Raw genomic sequence first — 25581 nt, forward strand, 5'->3', positions numbered from 1 at the left:
GGGTCAACCGGTTGCGGTCCAGGGGAAACACACCATTGAGGAAGGTGTCCCACTGCTGGATCGTCAGAGTCCGGTCCTGACCATCAACCAGACTCAGCTCGTTGTCCAGACCTGCGTGAGAGGTGCCAGTGCTCACGAACAGAGCCGCGATGGCCGCGACCATCGCGATCAGCACCCGACTGATTGCCTTCATGTTCTCCCTAGCTATGTCGGCGGTGAACCGGCAGGGCTCACCGCGTTGTTGTTCGTGCGTGGCCCTACTGCATCACCACACACGACGCAGGAGCCTCATGTGACGCAAATGAGAGACCTCACATGTTGCTCTTACGTTTCGCTCATCGTTGACACGAGGAACATAACGGGGAGGCATCCGACCGGCAACGCGTGAGCATCAACATCACTAAGCCCACCGCCGAAAGCAGCGAGTTTGCTGAAATTGCCGTGGCGGGTGCAGACGACTCTCACTTAGCCAGGCTTGACGACTCGACGAGATAACTTGGCCGTCTTCGCCTCGCACATCATTGGCAGATCCTGGCGTCGACAGGCCACCCGTCGTTTTCCGCGCTCGACGCGAAATCACTGGTCAATCATGGTGAGGAGGAATATTGTCCCGCAACCATCGATCGTGCTCAGCCTCGTCTTCCGGCGAAAAATTGTCGCGCTCGTCAGAAGGCAACTCCGGCAAGGGATCCCCGAAGATCTTGTTAACTGCATCGCGCACGTGCTTTGAAGGTTCTGTCACAGTTGCCATCCTGTGTGATGAAGATCACATTTTGGAAAAGATTGCCGTTCACGCGCGCGTAACAGACGCGGCGGCGTGGCCATTTTGCGGTTTGTGAACCGGCGCAGCGCGAGGTGCCCGCTCTGCGTCGTGTCGGCCCAAGCCCAGAAAGGGCAATCGGTCAGATCTCCAAGCTGGATAGCTGGCCGATGATCTGGACGGCCAGCGGGCTCAGTGTCGCCATGCCATCGCGCACCGCGGCACGGGAGCCGGCAAGGTTAACTACGAGCGTGCTCCCGGAGATTCCGGCCAGGCCGCGGGACACCCCGGCATCGACGATGCCGGCCGACAAGCCCGACGCGCGCAGCGCCTCAGATATCCCCAGCAGCTCGCGATCGAGGATGTCGCGGGTCGCCTCGGGCGTGACATCGCGCGGCGTCACACCTGTGCCGCCCACGGACACCACAAGGTCCACTCCTCCGATCACCGCGGTGTTCAAAGCGTTGCGGATCTCGACCTCATCAGCGGAGACCACGACCACGCCGTCCACGACGAAACCCGCCTCACCGAGCAATTCGGTGACCAACGGACCGCTGTGGTCCTCCTCGCCGTGAGCAGTCCGGTCGTCGACTACAACGACCAGTGCCCGGCCCACCAACTCCCCTGGCTGTTCCATGAGTGCAACCGTATATCTGGGGGAGGACAGCGGCGCGGCCACTCTCAGCATGGCCGGTCCTTCAGCGGTTTTCACTGCTGCGCCTTGCCGAGGGTGACCTGCACGGTCTGCGGCTTACCTGATGAATCCAGGTAAGTCAGTGTCACTTTGTCGCCGGGGGCCTTGGATCGAACGGCCGCGACGAGCGCGTCGGCGCTGTTGATCACGCGGTCATCGACCTTGGTCACCACGACGCCGCTCGGTAGCCCTGCTGCTGCGGCCGCACCACCGCTGGTGACTTCGACGATCTTCGCGCCGTCGGTGGTCGAGTCGTTGCCGACCTGCACGCCCAGCGAAGCGTGGGATGCGGTGCCGTTCTGGATCAGCTCGTCGGAGATCCGCTTGGCCTGGTCGACGGGAATGGCGAAGCCCAAACCGATAGAACCGCTCTGCGCCTGAGGCCCGGCGTCGCCCCCCAATGTCGCAATCGCCGAGTTGATGCCGACCAGCTCACCGTTCATGTTGACCAGCGCACCACCTGAGTTTCCGGGGTTGATCGCTGCGTCGGTTTGGATGGCGTCGAGCACGGTGTTCTGGTTCCGCGCATCGCCGCCCGCGGCCACCGGCCGATTCATCGCGCTGATGATGCCGGTGGTCACGGTGCCTTCCAGGCCGAGCGGCGAGCCGATCGCCACGACGTCCTGGCCGACGCGCAGGTTAGCCGAGGACCCGAGCGTGATCGGGGTCAGCCCGGACACGCCTTGGGCGCGGACCACGGCGATGTCACTGCTGGGGTCGGTGCCAACGACGGTGAATTGCGTGGTGCGGCCGTCGGCGAAGGTCACCTTCGTCTGCGCGCCACCGGGGCCGCCGGGGCCGTCCTTGGCCGCAGACACCACGTGGTTGTTCGTCATGATCAGGCCGTCGGAGGACAGGATGATGCCGGAGCCCTCCTCCGACTGCTTACCCAGATCGGTTTCGAGCTTGACGACGCTGGGCACCACCTTCGCCGCGACCTGTTCGACGGAGCCGGCCGGCAGGCTGGCCGCGGGCACACTGGGCGCGACACCGGCAACGCTCGAACTAGTCGCGTGCCGGTCCGGCTCGACCAGCAGCGCGACTCCCCCGCCGATACCGGCAGAGACGATCGCGACTGCGACTGCGCCGGCTGTCAAAGCCCCTGCGCGAGAACGCTTTTGCGGATGCTGAGGCGACGGCATGAGGGATGGCTGTGGGGCACCGCGGTACGGGTCAAATGGCGCGCGAAAAGGCGCTGCCTGCTGCTGCGTCGCATAGCGCCAGTCGTACGGCTGCTGCTGGTACGGACCCGGCCGAGGCGCTCCGGGGTATCCAGGCGCCGCGTGCTCATGACCACCGGGCCGATGGCCTGGCTGCGGTGGCGGCGAGTACCTCGGGTGGTTCGTCATATCGCTGCGGTGCTCTTCCTTCAGTAGGGTCCGACATCAGAAACAACGGCGGATGCAAGCTCAGGGTGCCCATTTGGGCTGAGAATCCACTTAGAGAACGTTCGGGACATCCACAGACTTCTTCCCCGCAAAAACAGCGACCTACCCCCCGGCCTGATCACCCATTGTCCGCGCTGACGACCGGTTCGTCCGTATTTTCGGTGAGCTGTGTCGGCGGTATCGGCCTGCCGGGCAACACGACGTGAATCGACGTGCCAGGCGGTTGGCCACCCGGGACGGCGTCCTCGACCCGCAGCGTGCCACCGTGTTTGAGCACAACCTGTTTGACGATCGCGAGGCCCAGTCCGGAGCCGGGCATGGCGCGCGCCGACGTGGAACGGAAGAACCGCTCGAACACCAGCCGTCGCTCCTGCGGCGGAATGCCAGGACCGTTGTCGGACACGACGAGTTCGGCGTGCATCGGATCGATCTGGGTCAACCGAACGCCGACGCGGCCGCCCGGCGGACTCCATTTGGCGGCATTGTCGAACAGGTTGAGCACGGCGCGCGCCAATCCCCCGCTGTCGCCGTACACCTGCCAGCCGGTCACCGAGACGTCGAAGTCAATGTCGCTACGGCGCCGTCGAACTCGCTCCAAAGAGCGGTCCACCACCTCGGCCATGTCGACCGGCTCGTGAATGACGCCGCCGGCCTCCTCACGGGTGAGATCCACCAGATCGCCGACCAGAGTGGACAATTCCTCGATCTGCGCTATCACGTCGGCGCGCAGTCCGGCCATCTCATCTTCGGGCAACCTCGGCGCACCGGGCTCCATCGACGCCATGAGCAATTCCACGTTCGTGCGCAACGACGTCAACGGAGTGCGCAGCTCGTGGCCCGCATCGGTGACCAGCCGCGCCTGGCGTTCGCGCGATTCGGCGAGAGCCCGCAGCATCATGTTGAAAGCCTCTGTGAGACGGGCGAGTTCGTCGCTGCCGAAGACCGGGATGGGTCTCAGGTCGTCGGTGCGGGCGACGCGTTCGGCCGCTTCGGTGAGCCGTCCAACGGGCCGCAATCCCGCACGCGCCACCGCCCCGCCGGCGACCGCAGCGACTGCTACACCGAGCCCGCCGACGATGAGCAGCACCGTGCCCAACCGCTTGAGCACTTGACCGGTCGGAGCCAAGCTCTTGGAGATCAGCAGGGAGCTGCCGTTGGTGAGGTGCACGGCCAGCACCCGCTGGTGGTTGGCGGTGCGCAGCGACATCAACAGCTCGCCCGACACAACATCCTTTTCCGGCTCGCCCAGCGGCAGTGTCTGGCCTTGCTGGTTGGCGGTGTAGATGGAACGGCCGGGGTTGACCAGCATCGCATTGACATCCGAATACGCGGTGCCCTCGATGGCCTTGCCAGGATCGGCGGCCAGCGAACCGCTCTCGATCAACAGCCGGGCCCGGCTGTGCAGCTGGTTGTCGATGTCGTCATAGAGCGCGCGGGAGACCACCGCGTAGACCGCAACGGACATCAGCACCACCACCATGGCCACCATCGACATGCCCAGAAGCATCACGCGCCAGCGCAGCGATAGTGAGCTGGTTGCTGAGAGGGGAGGCCGGCCATATGCCCGCGGCCGGAATCTCAACTTCTGGGCGACCATCAGGGGGGTGTTTCGCGCAAAACGTAACCCACCCCGCGCACGGTGTGGATCAGTCGCGGCTCTCCTTCTGCTTCTGTCTTACGGCGCAGGTATCCGACATACACCTCGAGCGCGTTACCGGATGTCGGGAAGTCGAAGCCCCAGACCTCTTCGAGGATGCGGCTGCGGGTGAGCACGCGCCGCGGGTTGGCGATCAGCATTTCGAGCAGCGCGAACTCGGTGCGGGTCAGGCTGATCTCACGGTCGCCGCGGGTGACTTCACGCGTCACCGGGTCGAGGGAAAGATCCGAGAAGGTCATCGCGGGCGAATCAGCCGCGTCGTCTGGTGTGGTGCGGCGCAGCAAGGCCCGCATCCGCGCGAGTAGTTCCTCCAACGCGAACGGCTTGGGCAGGTAGTCGTCGGCGCCCGCATCCAAGCCTGCAACTCGTTCGGATACCGAGTCGCGGGCGGTCAATACCAAGATGGGCAGATCGTCGCCAGTACTGCGCAGTTGACGGCAGACCTCCAGCCCGTCGAGTCTCGGCATCATCACGTCGAGCACAAGGGCGTCGGGCCGATCGCTGGCAATCCGGTCGAGGGCTTCGCGGCCGTCCTGCGCCAACTCGACCGAATACCCGTTGAAGGAAAGCGACCGACGCAGGGATTCGCGCACCGCGCGATCGTCGTCAACGACAAGAATGCGCACAGGCACAGTGTCTATCTACCACCTGAGACGCGCCTGAGAGGCGCGCCATGCGCGCCGCGCCGAGTTAGCGGCGGTCGAGATCGATCAGGCCGAGGCGAGCGGCCTTGAGCAGGCGCCGCGGCACCTTGTGCTGCTGACCGGCGACGGTGACGCCGACCAGTTCGGGTCGCTTGGCCTTCCACTGCGCGCGCCGGCTACGGGTGTTCGCGCGCGACATCCTGCGCTTGGGCACAGCCATGATCGAGCATCTCCTCTTGAGGGGGACACCGGCCGAGCCGGCAATCCAGCTTTCGCCGCACAGAACCCAAGGGTCGGGTTGGCGGCAATTGCACTTCAGGATAGCCGGTGAGCTGCATAGGCTCCAAAACAGTGGTTTCGGTGCGCTTACATGCGCTTCGCGCCGGTGCGCGCGCCGAAATCTCGACGAGGACCGCCTTGACGGAATACCGACGGTTGCGACTAACCTACCGGTTGGTTGGGGCGATCGGCGATGGGAGGCCTTGCGTGACTGATCCGGTCCGCATCGGCAACTGCTCGGGCTTCTACGGTGATCGCCTGGCGGCGATGAGAGAGATGCTCACCTGCGGCGACCTGGACTATCTGACCGGCGACTACCTGGCCGAGCTGACCATGCTCATCCTGGCCCGCGACCGGGCCAAGTCCGCGGACCGTGGGTATGCCAAGACGTTTCTTGCCCAGCTCGAGGAATGCCTGGCCCTGGCCCTGGATAAGGGCGTGCGGATCGTGGCCAACGCGGGCGGGCTCAACCCCGCGGGCCTGGCGGCTGCAGTCCGCGCGCTCGCCCAGCGTCTCGGGCTCTCGGTGAACGTCGCCCACGTCGAGGGTGACGACATTGTGGCGCGGGCCACCGAGCTCGGTTTCGGCACGCCGCTGGCGGCCAACGCCTATCTCGGCGCCTGGGGCATCGTCGATTGCCTGAACAGTGGCGCCGACGTCGTCGTCACCGGCCGCGTCACCGACGCATCGGTGATCGTCGGTCCGGCCGCCACGCACTTCTGCTGGGCGCGCACCGACTACGACGCGCTGGCCGGCGCGGTGGCCGCAGGCCATGTCATCGAATGCGGGGCGCAGGCGACCGGCGGCAACTACGCGTTCTTCACCGAAATCGATGACCTGACTCATCCCGGATTCCCGCTGGCCGAGATCTATCCCGATGGCTCGTCGGTGATCACCAAGCACGCGGGCACCGGCGGTGCGGTGAGCCGCGGAACCGTCACCGCCCAGCTGCTCTACGAGATCACCGGCGCTCGGTACGCGAATCCGGATGTGACACTGCGCGTCGACACGATCGAGCTGTCCGACGACGGGCCCGACCGCGTGCGGATCAGCGGTGTGAAGGGAGAACCGCCGCCGCCCACGCTGAAGGTGTCGCTCAACAGCATCGGCGGATTCCGCAACGAGATGGCGTTGGTGTTGACAGGACTCGACATCGAGGCCAAGGCCGAACTGGTGCGGCGGCAACTCGAGACGAGCCTGACCGTCAAGCCCGCCGAGATCCAGTGGACACTGGCCCGCACCGATCATCCCGATGCCGCCACGGAGGAAGCCGCCAGCGCGCTGTTACGGTGCGTGGTCCGCGATCCCGATCCCGCGAACGTTGGGCGCCAATTCTCTTCGGCTGCAGTTGAACTCGCACTGGGCAGCTATCCCGGATTCACCAGCACCTCGCCTCCGGGGGACGGCCAGGCGTATGGAGTGTTCACGGCCGGGTTCGTGGCTGCCGCCGACGTGCCGCACGTCTCGGTGCATTCCGACGGCACACGTGTGGATATCGCGCCGGCGTCCCAGACGCTGGAACTGGCAGCCGTTCCGCCCTTCGCGCTCCCCGAGCCGCTGCCGTTCGGCGAGACGCAACGGGTGCCGCTCGGCGTCATCGCCGGCGCGCGCAGCGGCGACAAGGGTGGCAGCGCGAACGTCGGCGTATGGGTGCGCACCGCAGAGCAGTGGCGATGGCTCGCACACACGTTGACGGTGCAGAAGCTGCGCGAATTGCTGCCCGAGACAGCCGATTTGCCTGTCACCCGCCACGTACTGCCGAACCTGCGGGCGGTCAACTTCGTCATCGACAGCATCCTCGGCCAGGGCGTGGCGTACCAAGCCCGATTCGACCCGCAGGCCAAGGGCCTGGGGGAGTGGCTGCGCAGCCGGCATATCGACATACCCGAAAGTTTTCTATGAGCATCTGGCACACCCCCGAACGCGAGCAGCTGCGAAAGACCGTGCGCGCGTTCGCCGAACGTGAAGTTCTTCCACATGTCGACGAGTGGGAACGCAACGGCGAGCTGCCGCGCGATCTGCATCGCAAGGCCGGCGAGGCCGGGCTTCTCGGCGCGGGCCTGCCCGACGCGGTCGGCGGGGGCGGCGGCGACGGCGCGGACTCGGTGATCATCTGCGAGGAGATGCACTATGCCGGCTCGCCGGGCGGGGTGTTCGCGTCGCTGTTCACCTGCGGTATCGCGGTGCCGCACATGGTCGCCTCGGGTGATCAGCGGCTGATCGACACTTACGTGCGGCCGACGTTGCAGGGCAACAAGATCGGCAGCCTGGCGATTACCGAACCCGGTGGCGGCTCCGACGTCGGCCACCTGACCACGCGCGCGGTCCGCTGTACTGATTCGGCTGGCGACTTCTACCTCATCAACGGCGCCAAGACGTACATCACTTCAGGAGTGCGGGCCGACTACGTGGTGACCGCGGCGCGCACCGGCGGTGCGGGTGCCGCGGGCGTGTCGCTGATCGTCGTCGACAAGGGCACGCCGGGCTTCGAGGTCAGCCGCAAGCTCGACAAGATGGGCTGGCGCTCGTCGGACACTGCCGAGCTGTCCTATACCGACGTGCGGGTTCCGGCGGCCAACCTGATCGGCGGCGAGAACACCGGTTTCGCACAGATCGCAGGCGCATTCGTGTCCGAACGCGTCGGTCTTGCCGCGCAGGCGTATGCCAGCGCACAACGCTGCCTCGATCTCACGGTCGAGTGGTGCCGCAACCGCGAAACCTTCGGCAGGCCATTGATTTCCCGCCAGCAGGTGCAGAACACGCTGGCCGAAATGGCCCGGCGGGTGGACGTCGCGAGGGTGTACACGCATCATCTGGTCGAGCGTCAACTAGGCGGCGAAACCAATTTGATCACCGAGGTGTGCTTCGCCAAGAACACGGCCGTCGAGGCCGGTGAATGGGTGGCCAACCAGGCGGTGCAGCTGTTCGGCGGGATGGGCTACATGACCGAGTCCGAGGTCGAACGTCAGTACCGCGACATGCGCATCCTGGGCATCGGCGGCGGAACAACCGAAATCCTGACCGCGCTTGCGGCCAAAACGCTTGGATTCCAGTCATGACGGCTCTGCGTTCGACGCTCGACCCAAAGGCCCCCGCCTACACCGAGGCGGCAGAGGTGATGACAACCAAGCTCGCCGAGCTCGACGCCGAGCACGCCAAGGCGCTCGCGGGTGGCGGTCCGAAGTACGTGGAGCGCCACCACGCCCGCGGCAAGCTGACTTCGCGCGAACGCATCGAACTGCTGCTCGACCCGGACTCACCGTTTCTGGAGCTGAGCCCGCTGGCCGCGTGGGGCACGGACTTCGCAGTCGGTGCGAGCGCCGTGGTCGGCATCGGAGCGGTCAGCGGCGTCGGGTGCCTGGTGGTGGCCAACGACCCGACCGTCAAGGGCGGCACCAGTAACCCGTGGACGTTGAAGAAGATCCTGCGCGCCAACCAGATCGCGCTGGAGAACCGGTTGCCGGTGATCTCGCTGGTGGAGTCCGGCGGCGCGGACTTGCCGACGCAGAAGGAGATCTTCATCCCGGGCGGGCAGATGTTCCGCGACCTCACGCGGCTGTCAGCCGCGGGTATTCCGACCATCGCGCTGGTGTTCGGTAACTCGACGGCCGGCGGGGCCTACATCCCGGGCATGTCCGATCACGTCGTGATGATCAAGGAGCGCTCCAAGGTGTTCCTGGCCGGTCCGCCGCTCGTCAAGATGGCCACCGGCGAGGAATCAGACGACGAATCGCTCGGCGGCGCCGAAATGCATGCCCGCACTTCGGGTCTGGCGGACTATTTCGCCGTCGACGAGCCCGACGCGATTCGCATCGGACGCCGCATCGTCGCCCGGCTGAACTGGCGCAAGCAGGGCCCAGCCCCTGGTCCGGTCACACAGCCCCTGTTCCACGCCGAGGAACTGCTCGGCATTGTGCCGTCGGATTTGCGCGTACCCTTCGATCCGCGCGAGGTCATCGCGCGCGTCGTCGACGGCTCGGAGTTCGACGAGTTCAAGGCTTTGTACGGCTCGTCGTTGGTGACTGGCTGGGCGACGCTCTACGGCTATCCGATCGGCATCTTGGCCAACCACCGCGGTGTGCTGTTTTCCGAAGAATCTCAGAAGGCCACGCAGTTCATCCAGTTGGCCAACCGTGCCGACACGCCACTTCTGTTCCTGCACAACACCACCGGGTACATGGTCGGCAAGCAGTACGAAGAAGGCGGGATGATCAAGCACGGCTCGATGATGATCAATGCCGTGTCGAATTCGACCGTGCCGCACATCTCGCTGCTGATCGGCGCGTCGTACGGCGCAGGCCATTACGGGATGTGCGGGCGCGCCTACGACCCGCGATTCCTGTTCGCATGGCCGAGCGCGAAGTCCGCGGTGATGGGTGGCACGCAACTGGCGGGTGTGTTGTCGATCGTCAGCCGCGCCGCCGCGGCCGCCCGTGGCCAGCAGGTTGATGAGGACGCCGACGCCGCGTTGCGGGCGGCTGTCGAGGCGCAGATCGATGCGGAGTCGCTGCCGATGTTCTTGTCCGGACGGCTGTACGACGATGGCGTCATCGACCCGCGTGACACCCGGACGGTGTTGGGAATGTGCTTGTCCGCCATCGCCAATGGCCCGATCAAGGGGACGTCGAACTTCGGCGTCTTCCGGATGTGAGCAGCAGCATGATTACCCGAGTACTTGTCGCCAACCGCGGTGAGATCGCGCGGCGGGTGTTCGCCACGTGCCGGCGCCTGGGCATCGGCACCGTCGCCGTGTACACCGATCCCGACGCCACATCACCCCATGTCGCCGAGGCCGATGCGCGGGTGCGATTGGAGGGCACCTCCGGCTACCTGGACAGCAAGCAGCTGATCGCCGCCGCGAAATCTGCCGGCGCTGACGCTATTCATCCGGGATATGGATTCCTTTCGGAGAACGCCGAGTTCGCCGGGGCGGTCGCCGATGCGGGGCTGACGTGGATCGGGCCGCCGGTGATCGCCGTGGCGGCGATGGGCTCGAAGATCGAAGCCAAGAAAATGATGGCCGCGGCGGGCGTCCCGGTGCTCGACGAACTCGACCCGGATACCGTGACCGCCGATCAGCTGCCGGTGCTGATCAAGGCGTCGGCCGGCGGTGGCGGCCGGGGCATGCGGGTGGTGCGTGAATTGTCCGAGCTCGCTTCGCAAGTGGCCGCCGCGCGTCGCGAAGCGCAGTCGGCGTTCGGCGATCCGACCGTCTTCTGCGAGCGCTACCTGGCCGCCGGTCACCACGTCGAAGTACAGGTGCTCGCCGATGCGCACGGCACCGTATGGGCGGTCGGAGAACGCGAGTGCTCGATTCAGCGGCGTCACCAGAAGATCATCGAAGAGGCGCCGTCTCCACTTGTCGAACGCACACCGGGCATGCGTGCCAAGCTGTTCGACGCGGCCCGGCTGGCCGCGACGGCCATCGGCTACACCGGTGCGGGCACCGTCGAGTTCATGGCCGACGAGCGCGGAGACTTCTTCTTCCTCGAGATGAACACTCGACTGCAGGTCGAGCACCCCGTCACCGAAGCCACCACCGGCCTCGACCTCGTCGAGCTGCAGATCCACGTCGCCGACGGTGATCGGCTCGACGCCGAACCGCCGCCGTCGCACGGGTATTCGATCGAGGCCCGGCTCTATGCCGAGGACCCGGCCAACGGCTGGCGTCCGCAGGCAGGCATCGTGCACCACTTCGACGTACCAGGTGATGTCCGTGTCGACACAGGCATCGTCGACGGATCGGTGGTGTCCATTTTTTACGACCCGATGATTGCCAAGGTCATCTCCTACGCGCCTGTGCGGCGTCAGGCCGCCGGTGTGCTGGCCGACGCGCTGGCCCGCGCTGGCATCCATGGGGTGCGCACCAACCGTGACCTGCTGGTCAACGTGCTGCGGCATCCGAGCTTCCTGGCCGGCGCCACGGATACCGCATTCTTCGACTATCACGGCCTTGCCGAACTGGCCGCGCCGCTCAGCGATACCCGCACCGTCGCACTATCGGCACTGGCCGCGGCGTTCGCCGATGCTGCACAGAACCGCCAGGCGGCAACGGTTTTCGCGGCCGCACCCAATGGTTGGCGCAACCTTGCATCCGGGCTGCAGACCAAGCTCTACAGCGACGCGTCTGGTGAGACGCACGAGGTCAGGTACCGGTTCACCCGCACCGGCGTTGAACTGCCCGACCATGACGGTGTGGGCCTCGTGTCGTCTGCACCGGACCGCGTCGTGCTGTCCGTCGACGGAGTCGACCGACCGTTCGACGTGGCGCGCTACGGAGACCCCGATTTCTCGCAAGTGTTCGTCGACTCCCCATTGGGCCCAGTGCAACTCGCTGTGCTGCCGCGCTTTGGTGATCCCGACGCCGCCGTCGCAGCCGGCTCACTGCTCGCACCCATGCCTGGCTCGGTGCTGCGCATCGGCGCGGCGATCGGCGAGGCAGTCACAGCCGGCCAGCCGCTGATCTGGCTGGAGGCAATGAAGATGGAGCACACCATCACCGCGCCGGCCGACGGGGTGCTCACCGAACTCAACGTCAAACCAGGCCAGCAGGTCGACGTCGGCGCCGTACTCGCCCGTGTCGACAACCCGCAAGGAGAGCGATGACCAGCTTCGTCGAAACCGAAGAGCAGCAGGCGCTGCGCAAGGCCGTGGCGGGCATGGCCGCCAACTACGGCCAAGACTACTACCTGGAAAAGGCCCGCGCCGGCCAACACACCGATGAATTGTGGCGAGAGGCAGGCAAACTCGGGTTCATCGGGGTCAATCTGCCCGAGGAGTACGGTGGCGGCGGCGCAGGCATGTACGAGCTGTCGCTGGTGATGGAGGAGATGGCCGCCGCCGGGTCCGCGCTGCTGATGATGGTGGTCTCCCCCGCCATCAACGGCACGATCATTTCCAGGTTCGGCACCGACGAGCAGAAGAAGCGCTGGCTGCCCGGCATCGCCGACGGCTCGATCACCATGGCGTTCGCGATCACCGAACCCGAAGCTGGGTCAAACAGCCACCGCATCGCCACCACCGCGCGCCGCGACGGCAGCGACTGGATCCTCAAGGGCCAGAAGGTGTTCATCTCCGGAATCGACCAGGCGCAAGCGGTGCTCATCGTCGGCCGCATTCCCCAGTCCAGCACAGCGGCCAAATCCGAATCTCTCCGCCCGGCGCTGTTCATCGTGCCCACCGACACGCCAGGGTTGAGCTGGACCAAGATCGACATGGAGCTGATCAGCCCCGAAAGCCAGTTCCAGGTGTTCATCGACGACGTGCGGTTGCCGGCCGATGCGTTGGTGGGCTCGGAGGACGCGGCGATCGCCCAGCTGTTCGCCGGCCTGAACCCGGAGCGGATCATGGGCGCGGCCAGCGCGGTCGGCATGGGGCGGTTCGCGATCGGCAAGGCGGTCGACTACGTCAAGACCAGGCAGGTGTGGAACACGCCGATCGGCGCACATCAGGGGTTGTCGCATCCGTTGGCCCAGAACCATATTGAGGTCGAGCTGGCCAAGCTGATGACGCAGAAGGCGGCCGCGCTCTACGACATCGGCGATGACGCGGGCGCCGCCGAGGCCGCCAACATGGCCAAGTACGCGGCGGCCGAGGCCTCGGTACGGGCCGTCGACCAGGCCGTGCAGTCGATGGGCGGCAACGGGCTGACCAAGGAGTACGGCGTCGCCGCGGCGGTGACGGCATCGAAACTGGCCCGCATCGCCCCGGTCAGTCGTGAAATGATTCTCAACTTTGTAGCGCAGACGTCGCTCGGTCTGCCCAGGTCCTATTAGGGGCTCCGCCAGAATGCCAACACTCGTCCACTACACAGTCGAGGGCCCGGTCGCCCGGCTCACCCTCGATTCGCCAGCCAACCGCAACGCGCTGTCGACCGCCCTGGTACACCAGCTGCATCAAGGTCTCACCGATGCCACAGCGGAATCCGGGGTCCGAGCTGTCGTACTGGCACACACCGGTGGAACATTCTGCGCCGGAGCCGATTTGGCTCAAACTTCTGCTGGCGGTCCGGCCGCTGATCTCGGCGATGTCGCCGTCGACCGCGCCCGTGAACTGACCCACCTGCTGCGCCGGATTCTCGAATTGCCGATGCCGGTGATCGGTGCGATCAACGGCCACGTCCGCGCCGGCGGCCTCGGGCTCGTCGGCGCGTGCGACATCGTCGTTGCCGGGCAGGCGAGCACGTTCGCCTTGACCGAGGCGCGCATCGGCGTTGCGCCGTCGATCATCTCACTGACGCTGCTGCCGAAGCTGACCGCCCGCGCCGCGGGCCGTTACTTCCTCACCGGAGAGAAGTTCGGTGCCGTCGAGGCCGCGGACATCGGCCTGACCACCGTCGCCACTGATGACGTCGACGCCACGGTGGCTGAGCTCACCGCCGAGATCGGTAAGGCGTCTCCGCAGGGCCTGGCGACATCAAAAGCATTGACGACCGCGAGCATTTTGGAAGCGTTCGACCGCCATGCCGAGGAACTGACGGAACAGTCGGCCCAGTTGTTCACGTCCGAGGAGGCGCGCGAAGGCATGTTGGCCTTCCTGCAGAAACGGCCGCCGCGCTGGATCGGCTGATGCCGGCGCGCTACGACCAGACGGGTCGCCACTACGCGCGCACCCGCCGAACCGATCCGCGCGTGGCGGCATGTATCGAGCGTGCGCTTTCCGGGACGACTTCGGTCGTCAATGTGGGCGCTGGCACCGGCTCCTACGAACCGCCGACCACCGTCGTCGCCGTGGAGCCCAGTCGTGTGATGATCGCTCAGCGTCCGGCGGGTTCCGCGCCGGCAGTGCGCGCGATGGCCGAAAAGCTTCCGCTCGCTACTGATTCGGTCGATGCCGCGCTAGCGGTGCTGACCGCACACCACTGGTTTGACTTAGACGGCGGCCTGGCCGAGCTGACCCGCGTGGCCCGGCGCCGGGTGGTGATCATGACCTGGGACCACACCGTGACGAAACACTTCTGGTTGCTGCGCGACTACCTTCGCGCGGCGGCCGAGACCGACGAGCGGCTCGCCGTCCCGATCTCCCGGTTCAGCGAATTGCCCGGCACCGTCACGGTCCAGCGGGTGCTCGTCCCGCACGATTGCACCGACGGGTTCGCCGGCGCGTACTGGCGACGCCCCGAGGCCTACCTTGACCCTCAGATACGTGCTGGCATGTCGCTGTTCACTCAAACCACCGCTCCAGCCGTCGACCACGAGCTGTCAGTTCTGCACGCGGATCTGCGCAGCGGCGAATGGCATCGCCGAAATGCCTCACTGCTCAGCAAGACCGAGATCGACCTTGGATACCGCATCATCATCGCAGAACTGTGAACCCGCGTTCCCTCCGTCCGCTGCACTGCCTAACCTTGACTGATGGCTCGCGACGTTCTTGTCACAGGGGCGACCGGCACATTGGGCCGACAGCTGGTCGGTGAGGCCACGGCCGCAGGTCATCGCGTGCGCGCTCTGAGCCGGCGCAGTCACGTCGGCTACACCGGTGTGCATTGGTCGCAGGGCGACCTGCTCACTGGCGACGGCGTGGACGCAGCGGTCGACGGCATCGAGGTGATCGTGCATTGCGCGACGCAGGCGACCCGGGACAAGGACGTCGCCTCGACCCAGAACCTCATCGCGGCGGCACGCCGGGCCGACGTCGCACACATCGTGTACGTGTCGATCGTCGGAATCGATCGAATCCCGTTGCCGTACTACAAAACGAAGCTTCGCGTCGAGCGCGCGCTCGAAGCCTCCGGCGTTGGCCATACGATCTTGCGCGCCACTCAGTTCCACGATCTGATCACGACGAGTTTCTCAATCCAGCGATTCTCACCTCTGCTGTGCACCCTGCGCGGGGTGCGGTTTCAGCCGATCGCCACCCGCGATGTTGCGGCGCGGCTGGTCGAGTTGGTCGGTGGTGCCCCCGTAGGTCGGGCCGCCGATATCGGTGGCCCGGCCGTGCACACACATGCTGATCTCGCGCGCATGTACCTGTCGGCCCGCGGCAGCCGGCGTCCTGTGGTTGAGGTGCCGGTGCCCGGACGCATCGTTGCGGGGTACCGGACCGGGGCAAACCTCGCGCCGGACAAGCCCGTCGGCACCATCGGCTTCGCCGAGCACCTCGCCCAAAGCAAGTAAAGTTTGCTCATCTATCGGCTTCGCCGGCGCTTGCGAGGGCACAGTTTAGTCAACGGCCTTGCATGTGCCAGGGTTCGTCGTAGGCTCGACGTTGATGAGCACTCCAGCGTCGCGAAACGGTTCGATGCGTGCTGCTGACACCGATCGGATTCAGGTGGCGCAGTTGCTCACCGAAGCCGCCGCCCAGGGCCAGCTGCAGATCAGCGAATACGAGGAGCGCCTGACCAGGGCTTACGCCGCGCAAACGTACGACGAACTCGACCGGATCAGTGCTGACCTGCCTGGCGCCGTCACCCGACCGCGTAGCGGGGGCCCGTGCCGCCCGGCGCCGTCGACGCTGCTGCTGGCGATCATGAGCGGCTTCGAGCGCCGTGGCCGTTGGAACGTGCCGAGACGCATGACGACCATCGCCTTGTTCGGCGGCGGGGTGGTGGATTTGCGCTACGCGGACTTCACATCGCCCGAGGTCGAGATCCACTCGTACTCGATCATGGGCGGCCAGACGATATTGGTGCCGCCAGAGGTCAATGTGGATTCACGCGGGGTCGGCGTGATGGGTAATTTCGATCACACCGTCGACGGCCAGGGCACGCCCGGCGCACCGTGTGTGCGAATCCGCGGCTTTTCGCTGTGGGGCAGCGTCGGCATCAAACGCAAGAAGCGCAAGGCCCCGGTTCAGGACGGCTAGCGCAACAGAGCAGTCTGCTCAGCGCTGCCTTCTGCTCTTCGCGCAAGCGCTCATCGCCTGCGCCGCGAACGCAGATAATCGCCGACCACCGCGGCGCCCAGCCCGTCGAGATCGGGCACCACGACTCTGCCCTCCACCCGCCTGGCGACCTGGTCGATGAAGCGGGCCAAACCGGGATCGCTGCCGAGCCGGAAGATAGTCACCTGCGCGCCGAGCCGCGCGACGTCGTCGAAACCCTTGACCGTGTGGGCGATCGTGCGTGGGTGCGGCGGGTAATCAAAAAACACCGCCGACCCTTCCCCGTCGGCGTCCTCCAGATGCGCGGTCGGTTCGCCGTCGGTGACGACGAGCACCACCGGCTGCGCGGCGGGGTGGCGACGCAGATGCCGACCGGCCAGCGCGAGCGCGTGGTGCAAGTTGGTGCCCTGCTCGTACACACCCTCCAGCGCGGTCAGTTCGGCCGCCGACACGGTTCGCGCATAACGACCGAAAGCGATGATTTGCAACGCATCCGAGCGGAACCGGGTGCTGACGAGATGATTGAGCGCGAGCGCTGTGCGCTTCATCGGCAGCCAGCGGTTCTCCATCACCATCGAGAACGACGTGTCCACAAGCAGAGCCACCGCCGCCTGCGTGCGCGTCTCAGTCTCGGAAATCTCGACGTCGTCGACGCTGATCCTCAACGGCATCTCCGCGACTCCGTTGCCGGCCTGACGCAGCACCGCATTGGTCAATGTCCGGGTGACGTTCCACGGCTCGGTGTCGCCGAACTGCCACGCGCGCGTCGCGCCGGTCAACTCACCTGCCGCACCTGCACGACGGGTGTCGCGTTCACCATGACGGCCCGAAAGTTGTTGCGCCACATCGCGTAGCGCCGTCTGACCCAACTGACGCATCGCCTTCGGCGACAGTCGCCATTGCCCGTCCGAGCCGCGGTCCAGGAAGCCCTGATTGACCAGCGCACGCTCGAGTTCGGCGAGCGTCTTGGCGTCGACGGCCGCGTCCTCGCCCAACTGGCGGGCGAGCATGTCGAGGTCGACGTCGTCCATCGTGGCGCCGGCATAGCTTTGCGACAGCGCCTCGGCGAGTTCCTCGAGTTCGGCGATATCCGCCAGCGCCTGCGTGCCCTGGCCCATGCCGAGCGGATCATCGCCGGAGAACCGCGACGAACCCGTCCAGTCCTCCCCTGGCCTTGCCGCTTGCAGATGTCCGTCGAGCCGGTTGAGCGCGTTCATCAACGAAGGTGAGCCAAATGCCTGCTGCGCCAACTCGTCCAGTTCGGCCCGCTGCTCGGCAGACAGGCTATTGCGGAACCGCTGAGCCGCGGCAGCGCGCTTGGCCAGCGAGTCGAGCAGCTCCTCGACATTCTGCGGGTTCTCGGGAAAGAACTCACCATGCTTGGCCATGAAGTCTTGGAAATCTTCCGGGGAGTCCTGACCTTTTGAGTGCTTGTCCAGCAAGTCATTCAGATCGTCGAGCATCTCGTTGACGCGCTGACGGTCGTCGTCGGTGGCATTCTCCAGCGCCTGCTTCATCCCGGCGAAGCGCTGGTCGAGCATCTCGCGACCTAGCAGATCCTTGATCTGCTCGTACTTTTCGCGTGCTTCGGCGCTGCGCCAGTCGTAGTCCGAGAGCTCCTGGACGGCCTTGGCCGGCGACGCAGGCAGCGACTCGATGCGCATCTCATTGAATCTGGCATCGTCGTCAAGCGCACGGGCCAGTTCCTTGCGTTCGGCCAGCACAGCCTCGTCGAGCAGCTTCTTGACTTCCTGCAGGGTGCCGTCAAGGTTGTTGCGCTGCAACAGCTCCCGTCGACGCCGATTCGCTTCCGCTGCCAGCTTGTCGGCGCCGCGCATGTTCTGGTTGCCGCGACGCAACAGCTCGGACAACGCCCGCCTTGGCGAGCTGCCCTCCATGACGTCCTGCCCGATCTGCTCCAGCGCTTCGCGCAGGTCGACCGGCGGCGCCAGCGGGTCGGGTCCACCGGTGTACGCCGAATATCGCGACGATCGCGCGTGGCGCTCAGATCCTGGTTTAGCCATACCCGCACTCCTCACCGCGGCTCGTTCCTCGCTGCTTGATCGTCGTGCGGCTGTGTTTAGCCATAGACGGTTTCGCCTTCTCCGGACACCTTGTCAATGCGTTTGGCCAGATACAGCGCCTCCAAGGCCAATTCGACTGCAGCCGCGCGCTGGCCGTCGGAATGCGCGCCGACTCGCTGCTGGATCTGGGCGATCGCGGGGACTTCTGGGACGGCTGCCAACACGTCGCGCGCCGACACGCGCTCGCCCGTCGTGACAGCAGAACCGTTCTCGATCGCGATCACCAGCGGCCCGACGTCGATGCCGCCCAGCAGGCGCTGTGCGGTGTCCGCGGTCGCTCGCCGCAGCAGATGCTCGAGTACTGCCTGCTCACGGCCTTCTTCACCGGATTCGAATTCCAGCTTGCCGCGCAGCACGTCGATCACGTTGCCGAGATCGACGACCCTGGCGACCGCCTCGGTTTCCCCGAGAACTGCGGCGCGGTGTCGCGCTGACGCCGCCACCGTTTCTGCCGCCGCGATCGCGAACCGCGCAGAGACACCCGAACGCTGGTCGATCGACCGCGACTCGCGCAGGTGCCGGGCGAACCGGGCCAGCACAGCCAACAGGTACTCGGGCACGTCCGCCGCCAGATGCGACTCCTGTTTGATGACCCCGATCTCGGCGTCGAGTTCCAGCGGGTAGTGGGTGCGGATCTCTGCGCCGAACCGGTCCTTGAGCGGGGTGATGATGCGCCCACGGTTGGTGTAGTCCTCGGGGTTGGCGCTGGCGACGACAAGCACGTCGAGCGGCAGGCGCAGCGTGTAGCCGCGCACCTGAATGTCCCGCTCCTCCATCACGTTCAGCATCGCCACCTGGATCCGCTCGGCGAGGTCGGGCAGCTCGTTGACGGCGACGATGCCGCGATGCGCTCGGGGTATCAGGCCGTAGGCGATGGTTTCGGGGTCACCGAGGCTGCGGCCCTCTGCGACCTTGATCGGGTCGATGTCGCCGACGAGGTCGGCAACGCTGGTGTCGGGGGTGGCCAGCTTCTCGGTGTAGCGCTCACCGCGATGGCGCCACGCGACCGGCAGGTCGTCACCCGATTCGGCGGCGCGCCGGATGGACTCGGGAGTGATCGGGCTGTACGGGTGCTCACCCAGTTCCGCGCCGGCGATCACCGGAGTCCATTCGTCGAGCAGGCCGCTCAGCGCGCGCAGCAGCCGCGTCTTGCCCTGCCCGCGCTCACCGAGCAGTACCAAGTCGTGGCCGGCGATCAGGGCCCGCTCCAGCTGCGGGATCACGGTGTCCTCGAAGCCGAGGATGCCCGGCCACGCGTCTCGGCCCTCTGCTAGCGCGACCAGTAGATTTTCCCGGATTTCCTGTTTGACGCCCCGCTCGCGATGACCAGAGGCTTTCAGCTCGCCGAGGGTCCGGGGCAGATCATGGGGTTGGGTCACCTCTCCACGCTACGACCGCTGTCGAGTCGAGGCCCGCCGGGTGTGGGCTTATGTCACGCTTCCATAAAAGAAAGCGTGCGGGTAACCCACTTTCGGCGCCGAGAATTCAGTGCGCGAAGTGGCGAGCGCCGGTGAGGTAGAGCGTGATCCCGGCCTTGGCCGCGGCCTCGGTGACGACGTCGTCGCGCATCGAGCCGCCGGGGTGCACGACGGCCTTCACGCCGGCCTCCGTCAGCATCTCCAGCCCGTCGGGGAACGGGAAGAACGCATCGGACGCCGCGACGGCGCCGCGCACGCGGTCACCGCCTCGTTCCACAGCGAGCCGCGCGGCGTCCACACGATTGACCTGACCCATCCCGACTCCGACCGTGGCGCCGTCGGCGGCAATGACGATCGCGTTGGACTTCACCGCGCGGCAGGCTCGCCACGCGAACTTGAGGTCGGCAAGCGTCGGAGGATCGGCCGGTGAGCCTGTGGCCAGCGTCCAGTTGAGCGGGTCATCACCGGGTGCGTCGAGCGCGTCGCGCTGCTGCAGCAGCAGCCCGCCGCTGATCTGACGGAACTCCGCACCGCCCGGCTGCGGCTCCGAGGCGAGCAGCACGCGGATATTCTTCTTGCGCGCAAGCACTTCCACGGCGCCGGGTTCATAAGCGGGCGCGATGACCACTTCGGTGAAAATGTCGGCGACCGTCTCGGCCATCTCCACCGTGACTTCGGTGTTGGCCGCGATCACGCCGCCGAATGCCGACAGCGGATCGCATTCGTGGGCCTTGCGGTGGGCATCGGCGACCGACACCGACGAGACAGCGATACCGCACGGGTTGGCGTGCTTGATGATCGCCACGCAGATCTCTTCGTGGTCGAAGGCGGCCCGCCATGCGGCATCGGCGTCGGTGTAGTTGTTGTAGGACATCTCTTTTCCATGCAGCTGGTCGGCCTGGGCCAGGCCGGGCCACGCGCCTTCGTTGAGGTACAGCGCGGCCTGCTGATGCGGGTTCTCCCCATAACGCAATTGCGCCGACCGCCGCCACGTCGCGCCCAGCCAGGACGGTAAGGATGCCGGCGCCCCATCTTCTTGGGGAGCCAGCACCGAACCCATCCACGACGCCACCGCCACGTCGTATTCAGCCGTATGCCGAAACGCCAACGATGCCAATATCTTTCGCTCCGCGAGAGTGAAGCCGCCCGCCCGCACCGCGGCGAGCACCCCGTCGTAGCCCAGCGGGTCGACGACCACCGCGACGCTGGGATGGTTCTTGGCCGCGGCCCTCACCATCGATGGCCCGCCGATGTCGATCTGCTCGACGCAGTCGTCGGCATCGGCTCCCGAATTCACCGTCTCGGTGAACGGATACAGGTTGACCACCACCAGTTCGAACGGCGCGATGCCGAGTTCCTCCAGCGCGGCGACGTGCTCCATCTTGCGCTGATCAGCAAGTAGGCCTGCGTGCACGTGTGGGTGCAGCGTCTTGACCCGCCCGTTGAGCACCTCCGGGAAGCCGGTGATCTCCTCCACCGGGATGACGGGAATACCCTTGCCGGCAATGGTTTTCGCGGTTGACCCGGTCGAGATGATGTCCACCCCGGCCTCGTGTAACCCGCGGGCGAGTTCGGCAAGACCCGTCTTGTCATAGACACTGATCAGCGCGCGGCGGATCGGTCTGCGTCCGTCCTGGGTCATCCTATTGTCGCCTTTCGTCCGGTCCAGGTCACGCCGCGGACAGCCACCGCAGCCAAAACTTCTACCAGCAGCCGTCTTTCGACGACCTTGATTCTCTCGTGCAGGGTGGATTCGTCGTCGTCATCGAGGACGGCCACCGGCTCCTGCGCCAGGATCGGGCCCGTGTCCGTTCCCGCGTCGACGAGGTGCACGCTGCAACCGGTCACCTTGACACCGTAGGCCAGCGCCTCGGGAACCGCGTGTGCACCGGGAAATGCCGGCAGCAGCGCGGGGTGGGTATTGAGGATACGGCCCATGAACCGTGAAAGGAACTGCGGTCCAAGGATTTTCATGAATCCCGCGGACACGATCAGGTCGGGGTCGTGCGCGGCGGTGGCTTCCGTCATTGCCGCGTCCCACGTATCGCGGTCGGGGTAGTCGCGCAGCCGCACGGTGTAGGTCGGCACCGACGCCGTCGCGGCGATATCGATGGCGGTGCAGTCACGGTCCACGCCTACCGCGACGATCGACGCGGGATAGTCGACACCCGTGGCGTCGAGCAGGGACCGCAGCAGCGAACCGGTGCCGGAAGCCAGCACCACTACTCGTGCCGGCACGCTTGGGGGCACATGGAGCGGTTGCTGCACGCCACAACAATAGTGGGTGCCTATTCGTCCTTGAGTCTCTCGGCGCCAGCTGCGCCCGGCTTGGCGTCGTCGTCAGCAACGAAGTGCTCCTCAGGGTCATCGGGATCCAGCGGCGCAACCGCCAAGTCATCCTCCACCGGCGCCTCCTCGGCCGGTGCGTCTTCGTCAAGCAGCTCGTCGCCAGGGTCAGGGTCGGCTACCGGCTCCGGCTCGATTTCGGGCTCGGGTTCGGGCACCGGTTTGCGCACCTTGGGCCGCCGCGAGATGCCGCCCGACATGGCGACGGTCAGCGCACCGATGCCGACGAACCACAGGAATACGGCGGGACCGAAGGTGACCTGGTCGACACCGACGTCGCCGAAGTTGCCGAGCCGACCGCCGCCGGCGTATCCGAGCAGCGCCATGGCCAGTGCGGCGACCAATCCGGCGACCACAAGCTTGGCCACCGCAGCGAGCAGCGGTAGCGGACGCCGCGCGCACTGCTGGCCAACCGCGACGCCGGACGCTGCGGCGACGATGAGCAGCGCCACCCAGACCGGACCCAACGGCGGGCTCGGCACCGCGGCCAGGACGGGAAGCGCCGGAATGTCGCCGCCGAACACCGTGAATGAACTGAACGTGGCCAGGCCGACATGGGCGCTCGACCCGACCGCGACCGCGGCGGTGCCGACGATCACGTTCGGGATGTACAGCACCGACAACACGGTCAGGCTGAACTGGCCGAACACCGAGTCCGTGATCGAGTACAGCTCGTGCATGGTCGCCCAATGCACGACCAACGACCCGACCGTGACGACACCGGAAAGCCCGACCAGCGCGAGCACGCCCGCGGTGGCGGCCCGGAACGCGTCGGGCAGCCAGTTCGGCAACGGTGAGCCGAGCAATATACGACGGCCGATGCGCCACCCGACGCCGATCACCGCACCGATGGCGTGCACGGCCAAGACCCCGCAGAACGCCCGCAGCGCGTTAGGTGTCTGCAATTCCGTCAGCACCGACGCGGCGTCATGGATGACGGCCAGACAGATCGCGGCGATCAGCAGCGGGCCACCGAGGGCCGACGCGACGACCCAACGGATGACGAACCACGACGCGTTACCCGATGCCCCCGGCCGAACGGCTCCGGAAGCCGCAGTGGCCGCCGCCGTGGTGCGCGCCGTGCCCCAGACCATCGCCAGTACCGGCAGCAGCGGCATCACACCCAGCTCGCGGCCGCCGATCGATACCGGCACCTGATGGACGCCGAGCCACATGCTGGCGATCGCACCGAGCGCGCCGGTCATGTCGCTGTTGGCGATGAGCAGCTGCAGCAGCGTCAGCGCCGCGATGACCACCAACGCCACGACAGATGGCCCGAATGCGACCCGAAGCAGCTCACGCGCCTGGCGCGTGCCGACTGGTCGGTTATCCACTGGTTGGGCCGCTCCTCGCGCAAGCTCACGCGCGCGACGTTCGCGCACGCGCGGCTCAGACTACGACGGCGCCTGGCCGGACTGCGAGGATTGCGGCTGCGCCGGCACCTGTTGTGTCGGCGTGTTGCTGGACGGCGGTTGGCCGTAGGTCGGGAAGCCGGTCGGCGGCGTGGGAGGCCCGCTCTGCGGTCCGCCCGAGAAGCCGCCCGTCGACGGTCCACCCGGATAGCCACCACCGTACGGCGACGGATACCCAGGTCGTTGCTGGTGCTGCGGGCCCTGCTGATGCGGCGGGCCAGGCTGATGCGGCTGTCCGTAGTAGGGCTGCCCGTACTGGCCGTACTGCTGCTGCTCATAGCGCGGCCGCGGCGCAGGCGGCGTGATGACACCCGCGTCGAAGAGCAGCACAGCAACGGCGACGATCGCCTGGACCACACTGAACGCGATGACCAGATACAGCCCCCAGTCGATGGAGACGCCGTCGGGCACGGTCAGCACGATTTCGAGCGTCAGCAAGAAGCCCAGCACCGACAGGATCGCCGCCGCGGCGGGGGCGACCTTCTGTTTGGGCAACAGGCCGACACCTGCGATCAACGCGGCAAGAATCGACGCGCTCACGCCGAGGTCGAGCAGCGTCGGTGTGAAGAGTTCGCCGCTGACGCCGATCGCTTGGAACAGGGGGCCGTAGCTCGACAGGTATACCGCCAAGCCCAGTGCGGCCACAGCCGCCGTCAGGTACAGGGGCAGTTTGCTCGGTCCTTCGGCGGCCGGGGCAGCCTCGGGCGCCTTGCCAAACTGCTGGGTGGGCGCTGCGAACTGAGTCGTCGGCTGCTGCTGCTGCTGCGGCGGCGGGTAATCCGGACTACCGGGCGGGTAGTAGGTCATGACCTCTCCTGTGCTGGACGGGCGTCGACCATCCACGCTAGCGCACCCGCATGTGAGGGTGATGAGCATCCGCGCGTCAAGCAGAAGCGAGTATGGGCGAATCGACCGAATTCTCTTCGGAATCCTCAATTTCACGCACGAGAGGCAGCACGCGCGAGCCGAAGTATTCGATCTCTTCCTGGAAGTGCAGGAAGCCACCCAAGATCAGGTCGACGCCGCGTTTGCGGTACGCCGCAACGCGTTCCGCGATTTGCTCGGGTGTTCCGATCAGCTGCGTGCGAAAGCCGTCGTTGTATTGAACCAAATCCTCGAACGTCGAATCGGCCCACATGCCGCGCTTGTCCGACGTCGAGTTGCCTGCCTGTCGCACCGCGGCCCGGAACCCCTCTACCGCTGGCCGGTTGGCCTTTTCGACGATTTCTCGGAGCGTCTCTTTTGCTTCCTTCTCTGTGTCGCGGGCGATGATGAATCCATTGAGTCCGAAGCGGACTTCGCGACCCGCTTCTCGCGCGTGGTCGCGAACTTCGACGACCTGCTCGGTGATGCCGTCGAAATCTTTGCCGTTGGAGAAGTACCAGTCGGCGTAGTAACCGCCGTTGCGCCGCGCGGCGGTCGAATTGCCACCCTGAAAGATCTCAGGGTTCGGCCGTTCGGAGGTGTTGACGGGTTTGGGCTTGAGCGTGAAGTCGTGGATGCGATAAAAGTCACCGCGGAATTCAACAGGGCCGTCGTTCGTCCAAAGTTCGCGCAGCACCTGCAGGAACTCCGCGCTGCGGCGGTAGCGCTCGTCGTGCTCGAGCCATGGCTCGCCCAAGTGGGTGAACTCGTCCTTGAACCAGCCCGACACGACGTTGACCGCGAAGCGGCCGTTCGACAGCTGATCGGCGGTGGCGCCGAGCTTGGCCAGTACCGCGGGCTGCCACAGGCCGGGGTGAACGGCGGCGATCACTTTGAGTCGTTGCGTGGCGAGCAGCAGCGCCAGGCTGAAGCTCGTGGACTCGTGCTGGTACTCGGCGCCATAGCTGGCCTCGTAGCGGACCTGGGACAGCGCGTACTCGAAGCCGTTGTTCTCGGCGGTCTGCGCGAGTTTGGCGTTGTACTCGTAGTTCCAGTCGGTGCGCTGCTCGATGTCGCTGGTGACCAGGCCGCCGCTGACGTTGGGCACCCAGTAGGCGAACTTGACGTGGTCTGCGATGCGTTCGGTCGTCATGGTGAGCCATCCCAACAGCGACCACGAGCCGCGTCGTGGGTAACGCTCGCGCTGAAAGAAA

At 66.2% G+C, this 25581-nt stretch carries 22 protein-coding genes and 1 pseudogene; 9 read left to right on the forward strand and 14 right to left on the reverse strand.

Annotated elements, in window-relative coordinates:
* The 7 genes and pseudogenes from VJV41_RS18130 to rpmF all read right to left on the reverse strand — a co-directional run.
* Window positions 1–193, reverse strand: a pseudogene (locus VJV41_RS18130) (porin); the annotation flags it as partial.
* Between the two features lie 390 nt (window positions 194–583).
* The gene (locus VJV41_RS18135) at window positions 584–742 is read right to left on the reverse strand and encodes a hypothetical protein (protein WP_325336140.1); all 159 of its coding nucleotides are present in this window, start codon (window positions 740–742) and stop codon (window positions 584–586) included.
* 160 nt (window positions 743–902) lie between these two features.
* Window positions 903–1445 carry a MogA/MoaB family molybdenum cofactor biosynthesis protein gene (locus VJV41_RS18140; RefSeq protein WP_325336180.1) on the reverse strand — a complete coding sequence of 181 codons (543 nt, stop codon included), beginning with the start codon at window positions 1443–1445 and terminating at the stop codon, window positions 903–905.
* Window positions 1446–1468: 23 nt separating this feature from the next.
* Window positions 1469–2803 carry a S1C family serine protease gene (locus VJV41_RS18145; RefSeq protein ID WP_325336142.1) on the reverse strand — a complete coding sequence of 445 codons (1335 nt, stop codon included), beginning with the start codon at window positions 2801–2803 and terminating at the stop codon, window positions 1469–1471.
* Between the two features lie 157 nt (window positions 2804–2960).
* Window positions 2961–4439: a HAMP domain-containing sensor histidine kinase gene (locus VJV41_RS18150; protein WP_325336144.1), complete on the reverse strand. Its 1479-nt coding sequence runs from the start codon at window positions 4437–4439 to the stop codon at window positions 2961–2963.
* Window positions 4439–5125 (reverse strand): response regulator transcription factor, encoded by a 687-nt coding sequence (locus VJV41_RS18155; RefSeq protein ID WP_325336146.1) that lies wholly within the window; start codon window positions 5123–5125, stop codon window positions 4439–4441. Before VJV41_RS18155 ends, VJV41_RS18150 begins: the two co-directional genes overlap by 1 nt.
* A 64-nt stretch (window positions 5126–5189) precedes the next feature.
* Window positions 5190–5363 (reverse strand): 50S ribosomal protein L32, encoded by a 174-nt coding sequence (gene rpmF / locus VJV41_RS18160; RefSeq protein WP_325336148.1) that lies wholly within the window; start codon window positions 5361–5363, stop codon window positions 5190–5192.
* A 266-nt stretch (window positions 5364–5629) separates the two neighbouring features.
* On the opposite strand from rpmF, the gene VJV41_RS18165 reads away from it, so the two are divergent.
* From VJV41_RS18165 to VJV41_RS18205, 9 genes are all read left to right on the forward strand, one after another.
* Window positions 5630–7324: an acyclic terpene utilization AtuA family protein gene (locus tag VJV41_RS18165; protein WP_325336150.1), complete on the forward strand. Its 1695-nt coding sequence runs from the start codon at window positions 5630–5632 to the stop codon at window positions 7322–7324.
* Window positions 7321–8481: an acyl-CoA dehydrogenase family protein gene (locus VJV41_RS18170; protein WP_325336152.1), complete on the forward strand. Its 1161-nt coding sequence runs from the start codon at window positions 7321–7323 to the stop codon at window positions 8479–8481. The genes VJV41_RS18165 and VJV41_RS18170 overlap by 4 nt, the downstream gene beginning before the upstream one ends.
* Complete coding sequence (locus VJV41_RS18175) at window positions 8478–10073, forward strand: acyl-CoA carboxylase subunit beta (RefSeq protein WP_325336154.1); 1596 nt, start codon at window positions 8478–8480, stop codon at window positions 10071–10073. Before VJV41_RS18170 ends, VJV41_RS18175 begins: the two co-directional genes overlap by 4 nt.
* Window positions 10074–10081: 8 nt before the next feature.
* A complete protein-coding gene (locus VJV41_RS18180) occupies window positions 10082–12028 on the forward strand; it encodes a biotin carboxylase N-terminal domain-containing protein (protein ID WP_325336157.1) in 1947 nt (648 codons plus the stop codon).
* A complete protein-coding gene (locus VJV41_RS18185) occupies window positions 12025–13197 on the forward strand; it encodes an acyl-CoA dehydrogenase family protein (protein WP_325336159.1) in 1173 nt (390 codons plus the stop codon). The genes VJV41_RS18180 and VJV41_RS18185 overlap by 4 nt, the downstream gene beginning before the upstream one ends.
* 13 nt (window positions 13198–13210) lie before the next feature.
* On the forward strand, window positions 13211–13990 hold the full coding sequence (locus VJV41_RS18190) for an enoyl-CoA hydratase family protein (protein WP_325336161.1): 780 nt from the start codon (window positions 13211–13213) through the stop codon (window positions 13988–13990).
* Window positions 13990–14733 carry a class I SAM-dependent methyltransferase gene (locus tag VJV41_RS18195; RefSeq protein ID WP_325336163.1) on the forward strand — a complete coding sequence of 248 codons (744 nt, stop codon included), beginning with the start codon at window positions 13990–13992 and terminating at the stop codon, window positions 14731–14733. Before VJV41_RS18190 ends, VJV41_RS18195 begins: the two co-directional genes overlap by 1 nt.
* 42 nt (window positions 14734–14775) lie before the next feature.
* The gene (locus VJV41_RS18200) at window positions 14776–15537 is read left to right on the forward strand and encodes an SDR family oxidoreductase (protein WP_325336165.1); all 762 of its coding nucleotides are present in this window, start codon (window positions 14776–14778) and stop codon (window positions 15535–15537) included.
* A gap of 94 nt (window positions 15538–15631) precedes the next feature.
* Entirely contained in the window at window positions 15632–16225 is a 594-nt protein-coding gene (locus VJV41_RS18205; protein ID WP_325336167.1) for a DUF1707 domain-containing protein, read from the forward strand.
* Window positions 16226–16275: 50 nt separating this feature from the next.
* Here the strand turns inward: VJV41_RS18205 and VJV41_RS18210 are convergent, their stop codons facing one another.
* From VJV41_RS18210 to sfnG, 7 genes are all read right to left on the reverse strand, one after another.
* The gene (locus VJV41_RS18210; protein ID WP_325336168.1) at window positions 16276–18267 is read right to left on the reverse strand and encodes a VWA domain-containing protein; all 1992 of its coding nucleotides are present in this window, start codon (window positions 18265–18267) and stop codon (window positions 16276–16278) included.
* Between the two features lie 56 nt (window positions 18268–18323).
* Window positions 18324–19706: an ATP-binding protein gene (locus tag VJV41_RS18215; RefSeq protein ID WP_325336170.1), complete on the reverse strand. Its 1383-nt coding sequence runs from the start codon at window positions 19704–19706 to the stop codon at window positions 18324–18326.
* 106 nt (window positions 19707–19812) lie between these two features.
* On the reverse strand, window positions 19813–21387 hold the full coding sequence (purH, locus tag VJV41_RS18220; protein WP_325336172.1) for a bifunctional phosphoribosylaminoimidazolecarboxamide formyltransferase/IMP cyclohydrolase: 1575 nt from the start codon (window positions 21385–21387) through the stop codon (window positions 19813–19815).
* The gene (gene purN / locus VJV41_RS18225) at window positions 21384–22013 is read right to left on the reverse strand and encodes a phosphoribosylglycinamide formyltransferase (protein ID WP_325336174.1); all 630 of its coding nucleotides are present in this window, start codon (window positions 22011–22013) and stop codon (window positions 21384–21386) included. The genes purH and purN overlap by 4 nt, the downstream gene beginning before the upstream one ends.
* A 20-nt stretch (window positions 22014–22033) precedes the next feature.
* On the reverse strand, window positions 22034–23425 hold the full coding sequence (locus tag VJV41_RS18230) for a DUF6350 family protein (protein WP_325336176.1): 1392 nt from the start codon (window positions 23423–23425) through the stop codon (window positions 22034–22036).
* A gap of 60 nt (window positions 23426–23485) precedes the next feature.
* Window positions 23486–24310, reverse strand: coding sequence for a DUF5336 domain-containing protein (locus VJV41_RS18235; RefSeq protein WP_325336178.1), 825 nt, complete (start codon window positions 24308–24310; stop codon window positions 23486–23488).
* A gap of 76 nt (window positions 24311–24386) precedes the next feature.
* Window positions 24387–25520, reverse strand: a complete 1134-nt coding sequence (gene sfnG / locus VJV41_RS18240; protein ID WP_325336182.1) for a dimethylsulfone monooxygenase SfnG — start codon at window positions 25518–25520, stop codon at window positions 24387–24389.
* Window positions 25521–25581 lie beyond the last annotated feature (61 nt).

Origin of the sequence: Mycobacterium sp. (assembly GCF_035274705.1) — a bacterium.
Classification (GTDB): Bacteria; Actinomycetota; Actinomycetes; order Mycobacteriales; family Mycobacteriaceae; genus Mycobacterium.

Excerpts from the sequence above, each read along its gene's own strand:
- VJV41_RS18145 (WP_325336142.1), bottom strand. The coding sequence starts at position 2,803 with ATGACGAACCACCCGAGGTACTCGCCGCCACCGCAGCCAGGCCATCGG.
- VJV41_RS18150 (WP_325336144.1), bottom strand. The coding sequence starts at position 4,439 with ATGGTCGCCCAGAAGTTGAGATTCCGGCCGCGGGCATATGGCCGGCCT.
- rpmF (WP_325336148.1), bottom strand. The coding sequence starts at position 5,363 with ATGGCTGTGCCCAAGCGCAGGATGTCGCGCGCGAACACCCGTAGCCGG.
- VJV41_RS18170 (WP_325336152.1), top strand. The coding sequence starts at position 7,321 with ATGAGCATCTGGCACACCCCCGAACGCGAGCAGCTGCGAAAGACCGTG.
- VJV41_RS18175 (WP_325336154.1), top strand. The coding sequence starts at position 8,478 with ATGACGGCTCTGCGTTCGACGCTCGACCCAAAGGCCCCCGCCTACACC.
- VJV41_RS18180 (WP_325336157.1), top strand. The coding sequence starts at position 10,082 with ATGATTACCCGAGTACTTGTCGCCAACCGCGGTGAGATCGCGCGGCGG.
- VJV41_RS18185 (WP_325336159.1), top strand. The coding sequence starts at position 12,025 with ATGACCAGCTTCGTCGAAACCGAAGAGCAGCAGGCGCTGCGCAAGGCC.
- VJV41_RS18190 (WP_325336161.1), top strand. The coding sequence starts at position 13,211 with ATGCCAACACTCGTCCACTACACAGTCGAGGGCCCGGTCGCCCGGCTC.
- VJV41_RS18195 (WP_325336163.1), top strand. The coding sequence starts at position 13,990 with ATGCCGGCGCGCTACGACCAGACGGGTCGCCACTACGCGCGCACCCGC.
- VJV41_RS18200 (WP_325336165.1), top strand. The coding sequence starts at position 14,776 with ATGGCTCGCGACGTTCTTGTCACAGGGGCGACCGGCACATTGGGCCGA.
- VJV41_RS18205 (WP_325336167.1), top strand. The coding sequence starts at position 15,632 with ATGAGCACTCCAGCGTCGCGAAACGGTTCGATGCGTGCTGCTGACACC.
- VJV41_RS18210 (WP_325336168.1), bottom strand. The coding sequence starts at position 18,267 with ATGGCTAAACCAGGATCTGAGCGCCACGCGCGATCGTCGCGATATTCG.
- purH (WP_325336172.1), bottom strand. The coding sequence starts at position 21,387 with ATGACCCAGGACGGACGCAGACCGATCCGCCGCGCGCTGATCAGTGTC.
- VJV41_RS18235 (WP_325336178.1), bottom strand. The coding sequence starts at position 24,310 with ATGACCTACTACCCGCCCGGTAGTCCGGATTACCCGCCGCCGCAGCAG.
- sfnG (WP_325336182.1), bottom strand. The coding sequence starts at position 25,520 with ATGACGACCGAACGCATCGCAGACCACGTCAAGTTCGCCTACTGGGTG.